18 protein-coding genes are annotated in these 19134 nt (G+C 70.5%); 6 read left to right on the top strand and 12 right to left on the bottom strand.

What is annotated here, in order from left to right; genetic code table 11:
• On the bottom strand, nt 1-1359 hold the full coding sequence (gene gabT / locus ACJJV7_RS14200; RefSeq protein WP_405373665.1) for a 4-aminobutyrate--2-oxoglutarate transaminase: 1359 nt from the start codon (nt 1357-1359) through the stop codon (nt 1-3).
• Nucleotides 1360-1467: 108 nt separating this feature from the next.
• Here gabT and ACJJV7_RS14195 point away from each other — a divergent pair, with 108 nt between their 5' ends.
• Nucleotides 1468-3024 carry a PucR family transcriptional regulator gene (locus tag ACJJV7_RS14195; RefSeq protein ID WP_405373666.1) on the top strand — a complete coding sequence of 519 codons (1557 nt, stop codon included), beginning with the start codon at nt 1468-1470 and terminating at the stop codon, nt 3022-3024.
• Between the two features lie 40 nt (nt 3025-3064).
• Here ACJJV7_RS14195 and ACJJV7_RS14190 read toward each other — a convergent pair whose 3' ends face one another.
• From ACJJV7_RS14190 to ACJJV7_RS14175, 4 genes are read right to left on the bottom strand one after another with little or no spacing between them, the layout of a single operon-like run.
• Nucleotides 3065-4051: a glycoside hydrolase family 43 protein gene (locus ACJJV7_RS14190; protein ID WP_405373667.1), complete on the bottom strand. Its 987-nt coding sequence runs from the start codon at nt 4049-4051 to the stop codon at nt 3065-3067.
• Nucleotides 4048-4956 carry a carbohydrate ABC transporter permease gene (locus ACJJV7_RS14185; RefSeq protein ID WP_405373669.1) on the bottom strand — a complete coding sequence of 303 codons (909 nt, stop codon included), beginning with the start codon at nt 4954-4956 and terminating at the stop codon, nt 4048-4050. Before ACJJV7_RS14185 ends, ACJJV7_RS14190 begins: the two co-directional genes overlap by 4 nt.
• Complete coding sequence (locus tag ACJJV7_RS14180; protein WP_405373671.1) at nt 4953-5933, bottom strand: carbohydrate ABC transporter permease; 981 nt, start codon at nt 5931-5933, stop codon at nt 4953-4955. The genes ACJJV7_RS14185 and ACJJV7_RS14180 overlap by 4 nt, the downstream gene beginning before the upstream one ends.
• Nucleotides 5923-7224, bottom strand: coding sequence for an ABC transporter substrate-binding protein (locus ACJJV7_RS14175; protein WP_405373673.1), 1302 nt, complete (start codon nt 7222-7224; stop codon nt 5923-5925). Before ACJJV7_RS14175 ends, ACJJV7_RS14180 begins: the two co-directional genes overlap by 11 nt.
• Nucleotides 7225-7411: 187 nt before the next feature.
• Here ACJJV7_RS14175 and ACJJV7_RS14170 point away from each other — a divergent pair, with 187 nt between their 5' ends.
• Both ACJJV7_RS14170 and ACJJV7_RS14165 read left to right on the top strand, forming a co-directional pair.
• Nucleotides 7412-8431: a LacI family DNA-binding transcriptional regulator gene (locus ACJJV7_RS14170; RefSeq protein ID WP_405373675.1), complete on the top strand. Its 1020-nt coding sequence runs from the start codon at nt 7412-7414 to the stop codon at nt 8429-8431.
• 32 nt (nt 8432-8463) lie between these two features.
• Nucleotides 8464-10287 carry a glycoside hydrolase family 2 protein gene (locus tag ACJJV7_RS14165; RefSeq protein WP_405373677.1) on the top strand — a complete coding sequence of 608 codons (1824 nt, stop codon included), beginning with the start codon at nt 8464-8466 and terminating at the stop codon, nt 10285-10287.
• A 23-nt stretch (nt 10288-10310) separates the two neighbouring features.
• Here ACJJV7_RS14165 and ACJJV7_RS14160 read toward each other — a convergent pair whose 3' ends face one another.
• Together ACJJV7_RS14160 and ACJJV7_RS14155 are read right to left on the bottom strand one after the other, a co-directional pair.
• Nucleotides 10311-12104, bottom strand: a complete 1794-nt coding sequence (locus ACJJV7_RS14160; RefSeq protein WP_405374905.1) for a DEAD/DEAH box helicase — start codon at nt 12102-12104, stop codon at nt 10311-10313.
• 64 nt (nt 12105-12168) lie between these two features.
• On the bottom strand, nt 12169-12426 hold the full coding sequence (locus ACJJV7_RS14155) for a helix-turn-helix domain-containing protein (RefSeq protein WP_405374907.1): 258 nt from the start codon (nt 12424-12426) through the stop codon (nt 12169-12171).
• 41 nt (nt 12427-12467) lie between these two features.
• On the opposite strand from ACJJV7_RS14155, the gene map reads away from it, so the two are divergent.
• Nucleotides 12468-13241: a type I methionyl aminopeptidase gene (map, locus tag ACJJV7_RS14150; RefSeq protein ID WP_405373678.1), complete on the top strand. Its 774-nt coding sequence runs from the start codon at nt 12468-12470 to the stop codon at nt 13239-13241.
• 61 nt (nt 13242-13302) lie between these two features.
• On the top strand, nt 13303-14502 hold the full coding sequence (locus ACJJV7_RS14145; RefSeq protein WP_405373680.1) for a pyridoxal phosphate-dependent aminotransferase: 1200 nt from the start codon (nt 13303-13305) through the stop codon (nt 14500-14502).
• Nucleotides 14503-14535: 33 nt separating this feature from the next.
• Here ACJJV7_RS14145 and ACJJV7_RS14140 read toward each other — a convergent pair whose 3' ends face one another.
• From ACJJV7_RS14140 to ACJJV7_RS14125, 4 genes are all read right to left on the bottom strand, one after another.
• Nucleotides 14536-15672: a UDP-N-acetylmuramate dehydrogenase gene (locus ACJJV7_RS14140; RefSeq protein ID WP_405373682.1), complete on the bottom strand. Its 1137-nt coding sequence runs from the start codon at nt 15670-15672 to the stop codon at nt 14536-14538.
• Between the two features lie 8 nt (nt 15673-15680).
• Nucleotides 15681-16088 carry a MaoC/PaaZ C-terminal domain-containing protein gene (locus ACJJV7_RS14135; protein WP_405373684.1) on the bottom strand — a complete coding sequence of 136 codons (408 nt, stop codon included), beginning with the start codon at nt 16086-16088 and terminating at the stop codon, nt 15681-15683.
• Complete coding sequence (locus ACJJV7_RS14130; protein WP_405373685.1) at nt 16085-16531, bottom strand: MaoC family dehydratase N-terminal domain-containing protein; 447 nt, start codon at nt 16529-16531, stop codon at nt 16085-16087. The genes ACJJV7_RS14135 and ACJJV7_RS14130 overlap by 4 nt, the downstream gene beginning before the upstream one ends.
• Before the next feature lie 66 nt (nt 16532-16597).
• Complete coding sequence (locus ACJJV7_RS14125) at nt 16598-17395, bottom strand: sulfite exporter TauE/SafE family protein (protein ID WP_405373687.1); 798 nt, start codon at nt 17393-17395, stop codon at nt 16598-16600.
• Between the two features lie 77 nt (nt 17396-17472).
• Between ACJJV7_RS14125 and ACJJV7_RS14120 the strand changes: the two genes are divergently transcribed.
• Entirely contained in the window at nt 17473-18504 is a 1032-nt protein-coding gene (locus tag ACJJV7_RS14120) for a lactonase family protein (protein WP_405373689.1), read from the top strand.
• Between the two features lie 6 nt (nt 18505-18510).
• Here ACJJV7_RS14120 and ACJJV7_RS14115 read toward each other — a convergent pair whose 3' ends face one another.
• Complete coding sequence (locus tag ACJJV7_RS14115) at nt 18511-19068, bottom strand: NYN domain-containing protein (protein WP_405373691.1); 558 nt, start codon at nt 19066-19068, stop codon at nt 18511-18513.
• Nucleotides 19069-19134: the final 66 nt, after the last annotated feature.

Below are 19134 nucleotides of genomic sequence, written 5' to 3'. Positions count from 1 at the left end.
TCAGACCCGTCCGAGCGCGTCGGCGACGACGCCCAGGCCTTCGTGCAGCAGATCATCTCCGATCGACAGCGGGGGCAGGAAGCGGATGACGTTGCCGTAGGTGCCGCAGGTGAGGACGATCACGCCCTCGGCGATCGCGGCTTTCGCCACCGCTCCGGCCAGCGCGCCGTCGGGGGCCCCCGATGCGGGATCGACGAACTCGATCGCGATCATCGCGCCGCGCCCACGGACCTCGCCGATGCGCGGGTCTGCGGCGGCGATCTCTCCGAGCCGCCGGGTCAGCAGCGCGCCGACCTCCTGCGCACGTTCGATCAGCCCGTCGTTCTCGAACGCGTCGATCGCGGCGAGCGCCGCCGCACAGGCGACGGGGTTGCCGCCGTAGGTGCCGCCGAGGCCACCGCCGTGGGTGGCGTCCATGATCTCGGCGCGACCGGTGACCGCGGCCAAGGGCATGCCCCCAGCAATGCCCTTGGCCGTGGTGATCAGGTCCGGCACGATGCCGAACAGCTCGCTGGCGAACATCGCGCCGGTGCGGGCGAAGCCCGACTGCACCTCGTCGGCGATGAACACGACCCCGTTCTCCCGGCACCAGTCGACGACCGCGGGGAGGAATCCGTCGGCCGGGACGATGAAGCCGCCCTCGCCCTGGATCGGCTCGATGATGACGGCGGCGAGGTTGTCGGCGCCGATCTGCTTCTCGATCATCGAGATGGCGCGCGCGGCGGCATCCTGGCCCGACAGCCCGTCACGGAGCGGGTACGAGGCGGGCACGCGGTAGATCTCGGAGGCGAAGGGCCCGAACCCGCTCTTGTAGGGCATCGACTTCGCGGTGAGCGCCATCGTGAGGTTGGTGCGGCCGTGGTAGGCGTGGTCGAACGCGACGACGGCCTGCTTGCCGGTGAACTTGCGGGCGATCTTGACGGCGTTCTCGACCGCTTCGGCGCCGGAGTTGAAGAGCGCGCTCTTCTTCTCGTGGTCGCCGGGTGTCACGCGGTTGAGCGCTTCGGCGACCTCGACGTAGGGCTCGTAGGGCGAGATCATGAAGCAGGAGTGGGTGAGCTGCGCTGCCTGCGCGGCGATCGCCTCGACCACCTTCGGGTGCGAGACCCCGACGGTCGTGACGGCGATGCCGGCGCCGAGATCGATGAGCGAGTTGCCGTCGGCGTCGACGACGACGCCCCCTCCTGCGGCGACGGCGGCGATCGGCACCGTGTGGCCGACCCCGGCAGCGACCGCGGCCGCCTTTCGGGCCAGCAGATCCTGCGAGCGTGGCCCGGGGATCGACGTCGTCATGCGGCGCACCTGGGGAAGGGTCGGTCCGCCGAGGGGCATGGTGGGGGAAGCGATGGTCGAGCTCATGCCGCGAGCGTAGGACCGCGCCGACACCCACGTCACTCACCGCGCTGTATATCCTGGGCGAGCTGCTGTACAACGCGTACAGCGCGGATAGCCCAGACCGGAGGAGCCATGGCGCCGATCGCCGATCCCGAACCGACCCTGCGCGCACTCCTCGCCCGGCGCGAGCTGGATCTGCGCCTCGCCGGGACCGAGGCGGACCTCCTTCCCGGGGCGCTCGATCGCGCGACGCGGTGGGTGCACAGCTCCGACCTCGCCGACCCCACGCCCTTCCTCGGCGAAGACCTCGTGCTCCTCACCACCGGAACGCAGTTCGCCGACGCCGCCGATTCGGCACGGCGGCCCTTCGACGACTACGTCCGGCGGCTCGTCGACCGCGGGGCCGCCGGACTCGGCTTCGGCACCGAGGTCGTGCGCGCGGGCATCCCGACGGGGCTGGCGGGCGCATGCCGCGCCGCACGGATGCCGCTGTTCGAGGTGCCGTATTCGACGCCGTTCATCGCCGTCGCGCGGGCCAACGCGGAGGCGATCGCGGCGCAGGCCTACGCGCGGCGCAGCTGGGCTCTGTCGGCGCAGCGGGCGATCGCGATCGCAGCTCTCCGCCCCGACGGCCTGGGGGCGACGATCGTCGAGCTGGCCCGCCAGCTCGACACCTGGGTCGGCATGTACGACGCGGCCGGCGAGCTCGTGCAGGAGCACCCCGACGGCGGTGTCGACCCGGTGGCCGCCGGCGCGCTCCACACCGAGGTCGGCGCGGTGCTCCGGCGCGGCGCCCGGGCGAGCTCTGCGCTGCACTCGGGCGATGAGGTCTTCTCCCTGCAGACCCTCGGGCGCGGCGGCAGGCTTCGCGGGGTCGTCGCGATCGCCGCGGGCGATCTCGACCGCGAAGGCCGCGACGTCGTCAACGCGGTGATCGCCATGGCAGGCCTTGCCCTCGAGCAGCACCAGCGTCTCGGGCGCGCCCGAGGCGCGCTCCGCACCGGCATGGTTCACGCCCTCGAGGGCGGCGACCCCGCTCTCGCCCGCCGCATCTCCCGCGACATCTGGGGGCCTCTCCCGGCGGCGCCCGTGGTCGTCGCGCTCGCGGATGCCGCGCGCAGCGGCGCCGATCCGATGCTCGAGATCCTCGAGCTGCGGGCCGACGAGCGGCACGGCGGCCTCTTCTACGGACCGGTGGACGACGCCGTGGTGATCGTGCTCCCCGCCGGTGAGGCCGCGGAGCTGTCGGACATCGCCGACCGTTTCGAGCGCCGCATCGGGGTCTCGCTGCCGACGGGCTACGACCGGTTCGCAGCGGCGCTCGATCAGGCCCGCGCCGCGAGGTCTCGGGCCACGCCGACGCACCGGGTGGTGCACGTCGCCGACCTTCGCGCCGGCGGCATCCTGTCATCGCTCGCGTCGGCAGAAGCCCGCGATGCGGCCAACGCGCTCCTGAGCCCCCTCGAATCGCACGACGCCGCCAGCGGAGCCCAGCTCACGGCGACGCTTCGCGCGTGGCTGGATGCCGACGGGTCGAACGATGCGGCGGCGCGGGCGCTGGGCGTGCACCGCCACACCGTGCGGACGCGCCTGCAGGCGGCCGAGCGCGTCCTGGGGCGTGACCTCTCGTCATTCGCGGCGCGCGGCGAGCTGTGGGCGGCGTTCGGCCTCCGGGACCGTCTCGACTGACCCCGCGGAACCCTCCCAGGCGCCTCGCGGCCGGTCCGGCTCAGCCGACCGCCACTGTGCCACCCTCGAAGGACACCGGCGCCGTGTGCATCCCCCGGTAGATGTACTGCTCATCCCACCCGTGGAACACGAGCACGTCACCGCCCGGGGTGGCGACGACGTCCTGCCCACCCGGTCCGAGGTACCGGCCGCCGCTCGAGGATGTGGCGAGCACCGGCTCGGGCTGCTTCTCCCACGGCCCGGTGAGCGCGTCGGCCGACGCCGCACCGACCGCGTAGGCGTCGCTGCCGTAGTCGTTCGCCGAATAGAGGAGGTGGTAGACACCGTCGCGCTCGATCAGGGTGGGGGCCTCGACGAGAGCACCCTCCCACTCGAGGCCCTGCGAGATCAGCCGGAACGGCTCACCCGCAAGGGTGCGTCCGTCTGCACTGAGCGGCGCCATCATGAGCCAGGTGTCGAGGCTGCAGCAGTTGCCGTCGGTCTTCCACAGGAGGTAGCGGCTGCCGTCGGCGTCGTCGAACGTCGCCGCATCGATCGCGCCGCCCTCATCGACCGGGCACACGAGCGGCTCGTCGCCCTCGGGGGTGAAGGCCTCGTCGACGGATGCCGCGGTGGCCACGCCGATGCACTGTCGCCCCGACTCGGTGTGCTGCGCCGTCACGTACATCGTGAAGCCGTCGCCGGTGGCCACGACCTCAGGCGCCCAGGTGCGGCCGGGAGATGCCCACGCCGGCAGCACGGGGAGCGCATCGCGTCGCTCGACCTGCCAGTCGGCGAGATCGTCCGACCGAGCGACACGGATGTTCAGGCCGTGACTGCCCGTGGCGAAGGCCGCGAAGCCGCCCTCCACCTCGACGACGTCGGGGTCGGGGAAGTCCTCGTCGATCACGAAGGCGCCGCCGTCCGCGGTCTCCGCCGCCGGAGAAGACGATTCGGAGGGGGCGCCAGGCTCCGGCCCGGCGCACCCGACCAGCAGCGCGACGAGGGCCAGAGCTCCGAGCCCTGCCAGCGGCGACCGGGCACTCATCCCTTCACCGCCGCCCCGGCGACAGAATCGACGATCTGACGCTGCGCGAACGCGAACAGGATGAGCACGGGGATCGAGGCGATCGCGGCGCCCGCCATCACGATGCCGAAGTGGGTGCGGTAAGCGCCCTGCAGCATGGCGAGGCCCGGCTGCAGCGTCATGTTCTCGGGCGAGAGGAGCACGTAGACCGGCCAGAGGAAGTCGTTCCAGTTGCCGAGGAACGACAGCACCGCGAGGGTCGCGAGCGCCGGTTTCGCAAGCGGGAGCGCCACCTGGAAGAAGATCCGGAACTCCCCCGCGCCGTCGATACGCGCCGCCTCTTCGATCTCGACGGGAACGCCGAGGAAGAACTGACGCAGGAAGAAGACGCCGAAGGCACTGGCCGCCCCCGGCACCGTGATCGCGAGGATCGTGTCGAGCCAGCCGAAGTTCTCGACGATCAGGTAGTTGGGGATGAGGAACACCACCGGCGGAACCAGCAGCGTCGCGATGATCAGCCCGAACACGATGTTGCGGCCCGCGAACTCGAGCCGCGCGAGGGCGTAGGCGGCCATCGACGCGGTGACGAGGATCAAGATGGTCTGCAGCGTCGCGGCCGCGAAGCTGTTCCACAGCCACAGGAAGATGGGCTGCTGACCGCTCACCAGCAGGGTCTGGTACGCCTCGATCGACACGGGATCGGGCAGCGCGTACGGGTTGCGGACAGCATCCGCATCGGTCTTCACCGAGGTCAGCAGCATCCACACCAGCGGGAAGATGACGACGAGGGCGAGCGCTCCGAGGATGGCGTAGAGCGACGCCCGTGACGCGGCGCGGCGCACCCGAGGCCGCCGCGCTTCGCGGCGCTCACGCCCCTGGTGCGCGGCGGCCGGGCGGACGGGGTCTCGACGGACGGTGTCGGTCATGAGATGGCCTTCTCGGTGCGTTCGCGCTGGATGCGGAAGTTGACGACGCTGATGATGGCGAGGAACGCGAACAGCACATAGCTCATGGCCGAGGCCGGGGCCATGTTGTTCTGCGAGAGCCCCTGATCGGCGATGTACATGATGGCCGTGCGGGTCTCGGTTCCCGGTCCGCCGTTGGTCAGCAGGAACGACTGCCCGAACATGTTCGCCGACGCGAGCACGGTCGTCGTGGTGATGAAGAGCATCACCGGGCGAAGACCCGGCAGGGTGACGCTGAAGAACGTGCGGGCGGCGCCCGCTCCGTCGAGGGCGGCGGCCTCGTAGAGGTCGGTGTTGATGCCCTTCAAGCCGGCGAGGAAGATCACGGTGTTGAGGCCGGCCGTCCACCACACGGTGACCCCGACGAGCGACACCCACACCCAGGGTGTGTCGACGACCCAGGGTGTGTCGGAGGGGAGGCCCAGCATGCCGAGGAGATGGTTCAGGATGCCGGACTGCGTGTCGAACACGTAGCTCCAGATGACGCCGACGATCGCTACGCCGAGCACGTACGGGGCGAAGAAGACGGTGCGGAAGAACGTCGACCCGCGCAGGTTGCGGTTCAGGAGCACGGCGATGAACAGCGGCAGCACCACGAGGAACGGCACGCTCAGCACCACGAACAGCCCCGTGGCACGCATGGCACCCCAGAAGTCGCCCGAGGTGGTCGATCCTGCGGTGAACAGGTCGAGGTAGTTCTTGAGGCCGACGAAGTCCTGACTGTCGCGGAAAGGGCTCCAGTTGGTGAGGCTGATCCACAGCCCGAACACGGCGGGCACGATCACGAAGGTCGTGAACAGCACCAGGAACGGCGCGAGGAAGAGATAGCCGATCAGCGTACGACGGCGGGCAGCGGGGCGCCGGCCGGAACGGCCGCCCCGCCGGGCGCCGGAGCGCGGGGCGGGGACGGCCGTGGCGGCGGCGAGATCAATCGCCATACTTCTCCTGGTTGGACGCGATCACGGCATCCGCCTTCTTCTTGGCGTCGTCGAGCGCCTGCTTCGGCGTCTTCTTGCCTGTCAGCGCCTCGTTGATCGCGGTCGTGATGAGGGCGTTGGCCTCGTTGATGCCCGGCGAGACCGTCTCGTAGTGGGCGTAGTCGAGCTGCTCCATGAACGGCTCGAGGGCGGGGTAGGTCTCGAGCAGGCTCGGGTCCTCGCGCACCGTGTTGGCGGCGGGGAGCTCACCCGTCTCGGCCCAGCCGACGGAGTTGTCGTTCATCCACTTCACGAACGTTGCAGCCGCGGACGTCTTGTCGGCATCCTGACCCTTGTTCGCCGGGAAGACCCAGTGGGTCGAGCTCGACCAGACCGCCTTCTCGTCGCCGATCTGCGGGACCGCGGCGGCCTCCCAGTCGAGGTCGCCGAACGCCGTGTTGGTGGTCTGCCAGACGCCGTTCCAGTTGAAGGCCGTCTGCCCGGCGAGGAGCGCCTTGATGTTGCCGTCCTGGGCGACGTTCTTCGGGCTGTAGCCCTTGTCGACCAGCTCGGTCATCCAGGTGAGCGCCTCGACTCCCGCCTCGGAGTTGAAGGTCGCCTCCTCCACGTTCTCGTCGTAGAGGTCGCCGCCGAACTGCCACAGGAGACTCTGGAACTCGAAGGTCCCGGTGAAGACGTAGCCATCGACCCACTCGCCCTGCACATCGACCGCCTTCAGCGCGTCGAGAGCCGCGAGGTACCCCTCGCGGTCGGCGGGGATCTCGGTGAGATCGGCCTTGGCCATGACGTCCTTGTTGACGAAGAGGCCGAGCGGGGTGACGCTCCACGGGATGGCGTACTGCGCGTCGCGGAAGTCGCCCATCTCGAACACGCCCGGGGGGAAGTCGCCGTCGTCGTACCCGAGGCCACTGATGATCTCGTCGGCGGGCTGGAGCAGGTTCTGCGCCGCGTACGTCGCGAGGTCATCGCCGTGGAGGACCGCGACGTCCGGCCCCTTGCCGGCCTTGATGGCCAACGGCATCTTCGAGGAGATGTCGGCCCACTCCTGCGGAACGTTCTTGACGGTGATGTTCTCGTGCTCCGCGTTGAACTGGTCGATGAGCTTCGGCACGATCGTGGGGGCAGCTCCACCCGTCCAGCCGTGCCAGAACGTGATCTCGACGGCGGGACCGTCGTAGTCCTCGCCGGACACGCCCTCGGGGGCGGCAGTCGACCCGCCGCAGGCGGTCAGCGCCAATGCCAGGGTGGCCGCCAGGCCCACGCCCATCCCGCGCGCAAATCGCGATGTCATGTGATTGCTCTCCTTTGAGTCTCACCCACCCGGACCGTTCCGAGTGCGCTGTGTTGAGATTGCTGCGAATGTACAGCGCTAGAAATTGAGTGTCAATGGGGGTGCGCGCGTGCATCCCGCCGGTTCGCGCGCGGCGGGGTACTCTTTCGGCGGGCACCGGACGATCGGTGCGCCCCGAGGAGAACCGATGCGCGGACCGCGACTACAGGACGTCGCCGAACGCGCCGGCGTATCGATGAAGACCGTCTCGAACGTCGTCCGCGACTACCCGCACGTGTCGGCCCGCACCCGCGCCGTCGTGCAGAAGGCCATCGACGAACTCGGCTACCGGCCGAACATGGTCGCGCGCCGGCTGGCGACCGGTCGGACGGGGTTCATCGCGCTCGCGTTCGCCGACGTCGCGATCCCGTACTTCGCCGAGCTGGCCCATGTGGCGTCGCGCCGCGCGCCCGACTTCGACTACCGCGTGCTGCTCGAGGAGACCGACGCCACGATCGAGGGCGAACGCGCCCTCATCGCCAGCTCGGAGGCGGGCCTGATCGACGGCATGATCTTCCAGCCCTCGCAGATGACCTCCGCGGAGATCGCCCGGCACCGCTCCGAGATTCCGATCGTGCTCCTGGGCGAGACGCGCGCGCCGCTCACCATGGACCACGTGATGATCGACAACGTCGCGGCCGCGCGCGAGATCACCGAGCACCTCCTCGCTCTCGGCCGCCGCCGCATCGGGTTCGTCGGCCACGAGGCCGCGTCGCTCAGCGACACCTCGAAACAGCGCATCCTCGGCTACCAGGAGGCCCTCTCCCACGCCGGCCTCACCCCCGACCCGCGGATGCTGGTGGCCACCGCATCGATCGACGCGGCCGACACGGCGGCGGCCGTGCGGCAGGCGCTCGCCGACGGGTGGGACGTCGACGCCGTCGTCTGCCGCGACGACCTGGCCGCCATCGGCACCCTGCGCGCGCTCCACGAGCGCGGCATCCGGGTGCCGGAGGATGTCGCGGTGACGGGGTGGGACGACACGCGCCTGAGCGCCGTGACATTCCCGAGCCTCACGAGCGTCAGCCCCGACGTCGACACGCTGTTCGCCCGCGCGATGACGCTGCTGCGCGAGCGCATCGCCGGCTACGACGGGGTCGGGCGACACGAAGTCGCCCCGCACCGCATCGTGGTGCGGGAGAGCGCGCCGCACCCTCCGGCGCCGTAACAACGCGGTTTACAGCGCTGCAAACTTGGGGCATGCTGGACGCCATGATCGATGACGACCACCGCTCCACCCCGCTGACCGATCGGGACGACGGGTATCCGCGTCCTCAGCTGGTGCGGTCCGCGTGGCAGAGCCTCTGCGGCACCTGGAGCTTCGCGTACGACGATGACGACCGGGGCGTCGCCGCGGGGTGGCCGGCGGACGGTGTCGTCGACGTTCAGGACATCGCCGTCCCCTTTCCGCCCGAATCGGCCGCGTCGGGCGTGGGCGACACCGGGCTGCACCGCATCGCGTGGTACTCACGCCGCGTGTCCGCGTCCGACCTCGCCGCGGCCGGGCGGGCGGGCGGGCGGATGCTGCTGCACTTCGGCGCCGTGGACTACCGCTGCCGGGTCTGGGTCGACGGTCATCTCGTCGGCGGGCATGAGGGTGGACACACGCCCTTCTCGTTCGACGTCACCGACGCGCTCACCGGGTCGGGTGATCACCTGATCGTGGTGAGGGTCGAAGACGATCCGCACGACATCGCACAGCCCCGCGGCAAGCAGGACTGGCGCGAGCAACCGCACGTGATCTGGTACCACCGGACGAGCGGCATCTGGCAGCCCGTCTGGCTCGAATCGGTGCCCGTGATCCACCTCACGGCGCTCCACTGGACGGCGGACCCCCGTACGGGTCTCGTCACAGCGCGCATCGAGCTCTCCGCCGTGCCGCCGGAACCGGTGCCGGTCTCCGCCCGACTCCGGTTCGACGGGCGGGACCTCGGCCGGATCGCCACGACCGTCGCCGACGACGAGGCGACCCTCGTCATCCCGCTCGCCGAGCTCGCGAACGGACAGGCCTACGAGGAACTGCTCTGGTCGCCCGAGCACCCGCGCCTGATCGACGCCGACGTGCAGGTGGGCGACGACGACGTGCGGTCGTACCTCGGCATCCGGAGCGCGCATGTCGCCCGCGGCCGATTCTTCCTCAACGATCGCCCCTATTACGTGAGGTCCGTCCTGAACCAGGGCTACTGGCCCGAGAGCCACCTCGCCTCCCCCTCGCCTGGCGCTCTCGCCGACGAGGTGTCGCTGATCAAGTCCATGGGCTTCAACGCGACGCGCGTGCACCAGAAGTTCGAGGATCCGCGCTTCCTGTTCGAGGCCGACCGCCTCGGCCTGCTCGTCTGGGGCGAGGCCCCCGCGACGTTCACGTTCTCGCCCGACGCGGTAGAACGCACCACCCGCGAGTGGCTCGAAGTGGTGCGGCGCGACTTCTCGCATCCGTCGATCGTGACGTGGGTGCCACTCAACGAGAGCTGGGGGGTCCAGCACATCGCCACTGATCCGCGGATGCGGCATTTCGCCCGCGCGCTCGTCTCCCTCACCAAGGCGCTCGACCCGACCCGGCCGGTCGTGTCCAACGACGGGTGGGAGCAGGTCGATACCGACATCGTCGCGATCCACGACTACGAGTGGCGGCCCGACGTCGTCCGGGATCGCTATCGCACCCGTGCCGACGTCCAGCGCATGATCGACACCGTCGGCCCGGCCGGTCGCCTGCTGATCCTCAGCGGAGACGTGAGCGATGCCCCCGTGATGCTGACGGAGTTCGGCGGGATCTCGTTCGACGTCGATGCCGCCGACGACGCCTGGGGCTATTCGGCCGCGTCGTCGGCACCGGACTTCGACGAACGCCTCACCGGTCTGATGGCGGCGGTGCACGCGAGCGAGACGCTCGCGGGATTCTGCTACACCCAGCTCACCGACACGCTGCAGGAGACGAATGGTCTCGCGAGCGCCGACCGGACGCCGAAACTCCCGGTCGAGCGGATCCGTGCGGTGATGACGGGCGAGGCGTTCCGCGGCCGCTGAGGCCCCGGAACGCCCGGCCGACGTCAGTCGCGCTTGTGGCGCGGCTTGCGCGCGGCGTCGGAGCCGGCGGCGTCGTCGAACCGGCGCGGGCCGTCGTTCCGGCGCTGACCGGGGCGGCCGCGGTCGGGCGTGATGTTGATGAGCTGTCCCGAGATGCGGGTCGCGCGGAGCCGGTCGAGCACGCCCGGGTCCATCGACGTCGGCAGCTCGACGAGCGAGAAGTCGGGGCGGATCGTGATGGCGCCGAAGTCGTCACGGCCGAGACCGCCTTCGTTCGCGAGAGCGCCGACGATCTGCCGGGGCTCCACGCGGTGGCGACGCCCGACGTCGATGCGGTACGCCGTGAAGTCGCCGCGGCTGCGACGCTCACGCGACCCGCCGTCGGCGCGCTCGGGGCGGCTGCTGCCCTTGTCGTTGCTGCGGGTGCCGCGCTGCGCGTCGGCGGCGAGCGCCTTCGCGAGCTGGTCGCTGGCGGGGTCGAGCAGCAGCGGCGTCTCGCCCTGTGCGACGACGGCCAGCGCGGCCGCGACGTCCTGCTCGGGCACGTCGTGGTTGCGCACGTAGTGGGCGATGACATCGCGGAAGCCGTTGATCCGGTCGGTCTCGCCCAGGGCCGCGGTGATCGCATCGTCGAAGCGCGCGAGGCGGGTCGAGTTGATGTCCTCGGTCGTCGGCAGCTGCATCTGCGTGGGAGCCTGACGGGTCGCGCGCTCGATGTGCGCGAGCAGGTAGCGCTCGCGCGGTGTGACGAAGCTGATCGCGTCGCCCTTGCGGCCGGCGCGGCCCGTGCGGCCGATGCGGTGCACGTACGACTCGGTGTCGGTGGGGATGTCGAAGTTCACGACGTGGCTGATGCGCTCCACGTCGAGACCGCGGGCAGCGACGTCGGTCGCGACGAGGATGTCGAGCTTGCCGTCCTTGAGCTGCGAGATCGACCGCTCGCGCTGGGGCTGCGGGATGTCGCCGTTGATCGGCGCCGCGCTGAATCCGCGGGCGCGGAGCTTCTCGGCGAGCGTCTCGGTCTCGTTCTTCGTGCGGACGAAGATGATCATGCCGTCGAAGTCTTCGACTTCGAGGATGCGGGTGAGCGCGTCGACCTTCTGCTGGTAAGACACGATCAGGTACCGCTGCGTGATGTTGACGTTCGTCGACGTCTTGGTCTTGACGGTGATCTCTTCCGGGTCGCGCAGGTACTGCTGCGCGAGACGGCGGATCGAGGGCGGCATCGTCGCGGAGAACAGGGCGACCTGCTTCTCGGCGGGCGTCTTCGCGAGGATCTGCTCGACGTCTTCGGCGAAGCCCATCTTCAGCATCTCGTCGGCCTCGTCGAGGACGAGGTTCTTGAGCTGCGAAAGGTCGAGGGTGCCCTTCTCGAGGTGGTCCATGATGCGGCCGGGCGTGCCGACGACGATGTGCACGCCGCGCCGGAGGGCCGACAGCTGCACGCCGTAGCCCTGGCCGCCGTAGACGGGGAGGACGTGAACGCCCTTCATACGGGCGGCGTAGGACTCGAACGCCTCGCACACCTGGAGCGCGAGCTCACGGGTCGGTGCCAGGACGAGCGCCTGAGGCGTCTTCTGGGAGAGGTCGAGGTTCTCCATGATGGGCAGGGCGAAGGCTGCGGTCTTGCCGGTTCCGGTCTGCGCCATGCCGACGACGTCACGGCCGCCGAGAAGGACGGGGATCGTTGCGGCCTGGATCGCGGAGGGCGTCTCGTAGCCGAGGTCCTTGATGGCGGCGAGGACGGGACCGGTCAGGCCGAGCTCTTCGAAGCCCGGTCCCGTCGGTACGTCGGCGGATTCGGGGGCGTTTTCGATGTCACTCACCTGCCCACAGTACTAGAGGGGGCTGGGAGACCGTGGGACGGATGCGGCCGCGGGCTCAGCGGCCGACGGGCACCCGGGTTATCTCCGCCCACAGCGTGTCGAGCGAGAGCCCCAGAACACCGGCGAGCGCGGCAATGGTGGGAAAGGCGGGCGTCGCGATCCGCCCTCCCTCGATCTTGCGCACCGTCTCGGGAGACACCCCGGCGGCGAGAGCCACGTCGAGAGTCGATCGGTCACCACGCGCGGCGCGAAGCACACGTCCCAGCCGCTGGCCGCGCTGGATCTCCGCGTCGGAGAGGGCGAGCCGGACCATCATGCCCTCGATCATAACCGAACCGCCGGTATAGTTATTGGGTGATCGAGATCCTCACCCCTGACCAGATCGACCGCGCCCGCACGACGGGCGGACTCGTGGGCGACATCCTGCACGGCATCAAGGAGCGCGTGAAGCCGGGGACGAACCTCCTCGAGATCGATGCGTGGGCGAAGGACATGATTCTCGGCGCCGGAGCCGAATCCTGCTACGTCGACTACGCGCCGTCGTTCGGACGCGGCCCGTTCGGCCACTACATCTGCACCGCCGTCAACGACGCCGTGCTCCATGGCCGGCCGCGCGACCAGCGCGTCGTCGCGGGCGACCTGCTCACCCTCGACCTCGCGATCAAGACGAGCGGGGTCGCCGCCGACGCCGCCATCAGCTTCACCGTGGGCGGCGGCGCGCACGCCGAGAACGATCCGCTCATCACCGCGACGCGGGAGGCGCTCGCCGCCGGCATCGAGGCCGCGCAGCCCGGCGCACGCATCGGCGACATCTCGCACGCGATCGGCGAGGTGCTCTCGGGGGCCGGCTACCCCATCAACACCGACTTCGGCGGGCACGGCATCGGCACGACGATGCATCAGGATCCGCACGTGTCGAACACGGGGCGTCCGGGCCGCGGCTACCAGCTCCGTCCCGGCCTGATGCTCGCGATCGAGCCGTGGGTGATGGTCGACACCGCCGAGCTCGTCGTCGACGACGACGGGTGGACGCTCCGGAGCGCGACGGGATGCCGCACGGCGCACACCGAGCACACGGTCGCCATCACCGAGACCGGCAACGAGATCCTCACCCGCCCGACGCGGTGATCACCGTCGGATGCCGCGAAATGGCATCCGCCATCGGGCCCCGCTTGGGTACGCTCGGAGAGTGACCGAACGCGCTCCGCTCTCCCGCAAACTGACCGCCATCGCCGAGTCCGCGACCCTCAAGGTCGACGCGAAGGCCAAAGCGCTCCAGGCGGCCGGTCGCCCCGTGATCTCCTACGCGGCGGGCGAGCCCGACTTCCCGACGCCGCAGTTCATCGTCGACGCCGCCGCAGAGGCGCTCCGCGTGCCCGCGAACTTCCGCTACAGCCCTGCCGCCGGGCTCCCCGTGCTCCGGGAGGCGATCGCCGCGAAGACGCTGCGCGACTCCGGCCTCGAGGTCTCCCCCTCGCAGGTCGTGGTCACCAACGGCGGCAAGCAGGCCGTCTACCAGGCGTTCCAGGCCGTCGTGAACCCGGGCGACGAAGTCCTCCTCCCGGCGCCGTACTGGACCACCTACCCCGAGGCCATCGCCCTGGCCGACGGCATTCCCGTCACCGTGTTCGCCGGCGCAGACCAGGAGTACAAGGTCACCGTCGAGCAGCTCGAAGCCGCGCGCACCGAGAAGACCACCGTGCTCGTCTTCGTCTCACCCTCGAACCCGACGGGCGCGGTCTACACCGCCGACGAGACGACGGCGATCGGCGAGTGGGCGCTCGAGCACGGCATCTGGGTCATCACCGACGAGATCTACCAGAACCTCGTCTACGAGGGCGCCCGCGCCGTCTCCATCGTCGAGGCCGTTCCGGCTCTCGCCGCCCAGACGATCCTCGTCAACGGCGTCGCGAAGACCTACGCGATGACCGGCTGGCGCGTGGGCTGGATGGTCGGACCGAGCGATGTCATCAAGGCCGCCGCGAACCTGCAGTCGCACCTGAGCTCCAACGTCAACAACGTCGCCCAGCGGGCCGCGCTCGCCGCACTCACCGGGCCGCAGACCGAGGCCGAGCAGATGCGTCAGGCCTTCGACCGTCGCCGCGGCACCATCGTCGGTGAACTCGCGAAGATCCCCGGCGTGACGGTTCCGAACCCGCTCGGCGCGTTCTACGTGTACCCCGATGTGAGGGGGCTGCTCGGCAAGACCTGGGACGGCACGACCGTGACGACGTCGCTCGAGCTCGCCGATCTCATCCTCGAAAAGGCCGAAGTCGCCGTCGTCCCCGGTGAGGCCTTCGGCCCGTCGGGCTACCTGCGGCTGTCGTACGCCCTCGGCGACGACCAGCTGCTCGAGGGTGTCCAGCGCCTCCAGCGCCTGTTCAGCTGACGGCGGCCGCCGCCGGCTTCGTCCGGTCGCGCCTCAGAGCTCGACGCCGAACAGCACGGGCTCCGGCTGGAGGAGCACGCCGAACTCCGACTGCACGCGCTGCTGGATGAGCCGTGCGAGAGCCGCGAGCTCCTCCGCCGTCGCCGATCCCCGGTTGGTGAGGGCGAGGGCGTGCTTGGTCGACAGCGAGGCGCGCGAGCGGGGCAGGCGGAAGCCCTTCGGCATCCCGGCCTGCTCGATGAGCCACGCCGCACTGACCTTCACAGCGTTCGGCTCGGCGGGCCGCGGCGGAATGAACCCCTCGAAGCGGTCGAGAGGGATCACGGTGTCGGGTTCGTCCTCCCGCACGATGGGCCAGCGCGGGGCCTCGGGCGGAAGCGTCGCCGCGAACGTGGCCGAGACGACGGGGTTCTGGAAGAACGACCCGGCGCTCCAGGTGTCGGGATCGCCGTCGTCGAGCACCATGCCCTTCCGCGCCCGGATCGCGAGCACCGTGTCGCGGATCCACGAGATCGACACGGCCGCGTCGCCCGCCAGTCCCAGTGCCGTCCGCAGCTGCGCGCCCTGCACCACGACGTCACCGTGACCCACCTGGGTGAGCTCGAGGGTCACCGACAAGATGACGGCCGAGCGCTCCGGGACGGAGCCATGATGCTGCTTGAGGACCGAGGTGCGCAGGCCCAGTCCGAGCTCGGATGCCGGGACGGTCGAGACCTCCCCGGTGTCTTCGTCGATCAGGTCGACCTCGACGAGGGTCTCGACGACCTCCTGACCGTACGCCCCGATGTTCTGGATGGGCGCCGCGCCGGTCGTTCCGGGGATGCCCGACATGGCCTCGATGCCGCTCAGCCCGGCCGCGACGGTCTGAGCGACCAGGTCGTCCCACGAGTGCCCGGCCTGCACCTTGAGGCGGACCGCCCCGGGTCGGGGCGACGCCAGACGTTCGATGCCGCGCGAGCGGACGAGGATCACCGTGCCGTCGAACTCGCCGTCGCGGAAGAGGAGGTTCGATCCCCCACCGACGACGAGCCAGCGGTCGCCGCCCGCCCAGACATCGCGCAGCGCGTGCACGAGCTCGTCCTGGGTGCGCGCCTCGATCATCCGCCGGGGCGATCCGCCTACGCGGAGGGTGGTGAGGTCCGCCAACGGGACAGGGGTGATCTCGGGCATGACGGCGTTCAGGCCCCCGGCCGGATGCGGACCTGCGCCTTGCCGAGCACGGTGGTGTCGGCGTGCGTGACGGTGAGGTCGATCCGCGTGTACTCCGCGTCGACGGCGCCGACCTTGGCCACGACCGACACGTCGGCGCCGCCCTCGGCATCGACGACGACGGGGCGCGTGAAGCGGACGCCGTACTCGAGGATCCGGCCGGAGTCGCCGAGCCACTCGACGATCGTCTCGACGGCGAGCCCCATCGTCAGCATCCCGTGGGCGAGGACGCCCGGAAGGCCCACGCGGGCGGCCACGTCATCGCGGTAGTGGATGGCGTTGAAGTCGCCTGATGCGCCCGCGTAGCGGACGAGGGAGGCACGGGTCAGGTGCACGGTGCGCTCGGCGACCACGGCGCCGACCTCGAGGGCGGTCATTCGTCGCCCCCGACCAGCAGCACGGAGGTCGCCGTCACGACGTGCGACCCCGCGGCATCCGTGATCTCGGCTTCGCTTGTGACCATGGCGCCCTTTCCGAAGGCTCGGATGCCGGTGACGGTCAGTGCGCCGGTCAGTTCGTCGCCGGCGACGATCGGCCGGGTGTAGCGGAAGCGCTGCTCGGCGTGCACGACGCGCTCGAGGACGATGCCCGAGTCGGGCTCGGCGAGCAGCTGCTGCAGCGTCTGGTCCTGGATGACCATGGCGAACGTCGGCGGGGCGACGACGTCGTCGTAGCCGAGCGCGCGGGCGGCCGCAGGGTCGTCGTGCTGCGGGTCGGTCGCGAAGACAGCGCGAGCGAACTCGCGCACCTTCTCACGTCCGACGAGGTACGGTACGGTCGGCGGGAAGACACGACCTTGCAACTCGGGGTTCACGGGCACCCGACGATCCTACCGGCGCGTCCTCCGCAGGGGCTCTCGTCGGGTGTCGGCGGCGTCGACCGTGCGTCAGCGCGTACGCCGCGCGCGCCAGGCCTTGATCGACAGCTGGATGGCGATGAACGCGAGGTAGGCGGCGAAGAGGATGTTCGCGGTCATCGGATCGACGAGCGTCGCGAACCATGCGCCGAGGGCGGTGGTCGTGCACGCGGCCGCGCCGATGAGCACTCCGGCGAGCAGGTCGACGTTGCGGCGCCGGAGGTTGCCGATCGTCCCCGAGATCGCCGTCGGGATCATCATGAGCAGCGACGTGCCCTTCGCCTCGAGGTCGCTCATGCCGAAGAGGATCATGAGCGCCGGGACGACGATGACCCCGCCGCCGACCCCGAGGAGCCCGGCCATGACCCCGGTGATGAGCCCGAGCACGACGAAGCCGGTTCCGGTGAACCAGGTGAGCGGCACGTCGGCGTCGCGGGACGGGACGACGATGAAGAGCATCACGATCACGACGAGCAGGAAGCCGATGAACCCCCATCGGATGGCGTTCTGAGGCAACCGCGCGAGCAGCCAGGTGCCGATCTGCGCCCCGATGACGGCGGCGGCTGCGAGGATGACGGCCGGCACCCAGGCCACCGAGCCGACCGTCGCATACGAGATGACGCCCACGGCGGCCGTCGGGACGATCGCGGCGAGCGAGGTTCCGGCGGCGCGGCGCTGGTCGAAGCCGAGCAGGGTCACGAGCATCGGGACGATGACCGTGCCGCCGCCGACGCCGAACATGCCCGACATCAGGCCCGCGATCAGGCCGATGACGACGGCGAGGACGAAGAAGCGGGGGGTGCGGGTGGGCGCGGCCGCTTCGCTCATGCAGAGCCGCCCGGAGAGAAGATCACCGGACGAGCGTACTCCGGGCCCGCCTGCGCCGATCGTCCTACGATCGGGGTATGGCTTCTTCTCTCGTCCTCGTGGCCAACGCGGCCGACGGCTCCCTCAGCACCTTCCGCCTGAACGGCGGTCATCTCGAGCGGATGACGGTGACCCCCGGCCTGACCGGGTGCTCCACCTTCGCCGTCGACGGCGGGCGCGGATTCGTCTACGCCTCGGTGAAGCCCGACTCAGACCACCCCGAGGCGGGCATCGTCACGCTCTCGATCGACCGCGAGACGGGTGAGCTCGCTCTCCGCTCGCGCCGCGACCTGCCGGGCGGCGCGATGAACTACCTGACCCTCACCCGCGACGGCACCGCCCTGCTGGGTGCCGCCTACAGCGGGGGCTACGGCATCGTCTGCCCTGTCGAGGACGGCGCGGTCGGTGAGCCGGCCGCCGAGGTGAGCTTTCCGCGCCTCCACTCCGTGGCGGCGAGCGCTGACGGCCGGTTCGCCTACTTCGTCTCGCTCGAAGCCGACCTCGTCGCGCAGTACGCCCTCACCGACGACCTCTCCCTCGAGGCGCTCGAGCCCGCGTCGGCGCCCGCGCCCGGCGGCAGCGGCCCCCGCCACCTCGTCGTGTCGGATGCCGGCGACGCGGTCTACGTGCTGACGGAGTTCACGGCCGAGGTGCTCCGCTACGGCCGTGACCCCGAGACAGGCACGCTGACCCTGACGGATGCCGTTCCGGCCCACGACCCGGCGCTGTCGCTCGGGCGCAGCGTCATCGATGAGGATCCCCGCGCCAACGGGTACGTCTGGGGCGCGGACCTGCACCTCGGTGACGGCGTGCTCTGGGCCTCGGAGCGCACGGGGAGCACCCTCGCGGCGGTCGACGTCGGCGAGGACGGCGCGCTCTCCGCGCCGGGGTCGTTCACCGTCACCGAGACGCAGCCGCGCGGATTCGCCCTGAGCCCCGAGCGCGACCTGCTCGTCGCGGCCGGTGAGCGCTCGACGAGCGTGTCGCTGTACGCCGTCTCGGGCGAGCGTCTCGAGCTGCGTCAGCGAATCGAGACCGGGCAGGGCGCGAACTGGGTGCGCTTCGCCTGACCCGCCTCAGCGGAGGAACTGGAGCGGATCGAACTCGGCGATCGGGATGATGCGCACGCGCGGCAGCTGCGCATCGAAGGCGTGCGCGTCGTATTCGAGGTCGAAGAAGCGGATGCCGGGGATCTGAGCGAAGCCCGCGTTGCGGAACTCCTCGAAGGCGAGGACGCCCAGGCGGCGCGAACCGTCGGCGAGTGCGCCCATGTCGTCGACGAAGTCGCCGTCGTGGCTGATGAGCACGACGTCGCCCTCGCGGTCCTGCAGCGCCTGCAGGGTGCGCTGGATCGCGACGTCGACGACCTTCTCGTCGGGCTCGCCCGCCAGCGGGACAGGCTGGTAGCCCATCGCGAGGAGCGCCTGAACGAACGACATCGGCAGGTTGGTCGACGCGTTGAGGAAGAACAGGCCTCGCGCGGTCTGGTTCCACTGCCCGGCGAGGTAGGTGAGGATGCGGTCCCACCGCGGCCGCTCGTCCGGCTGCGGGCGGCGGCCGAGGATCGACCCCCCGAGCGTCGCGTCGATGTTCTCGCCGTCGACGAGCACCCACGTCGTGCGCTCTTCGGTCATGTCCTGCCTCCCGTTCGCGCATCGCGCGTCGGCCTCATCCTAGGCCGGGCGCCGGCCCTCCGATCG

The organism is Microbacterium sp. Ld4, assembly GCF_045066555.1.
GTDB lineage: Bacteria > Actinomycetota > Actinomycetes > Actinomycetales > Microbacteriaceae > Microbacterium.
Note: the sequence above shows the minus strand (reverse complement) of the source record. Positions and strands in the feature narration are given on the sequence as shown.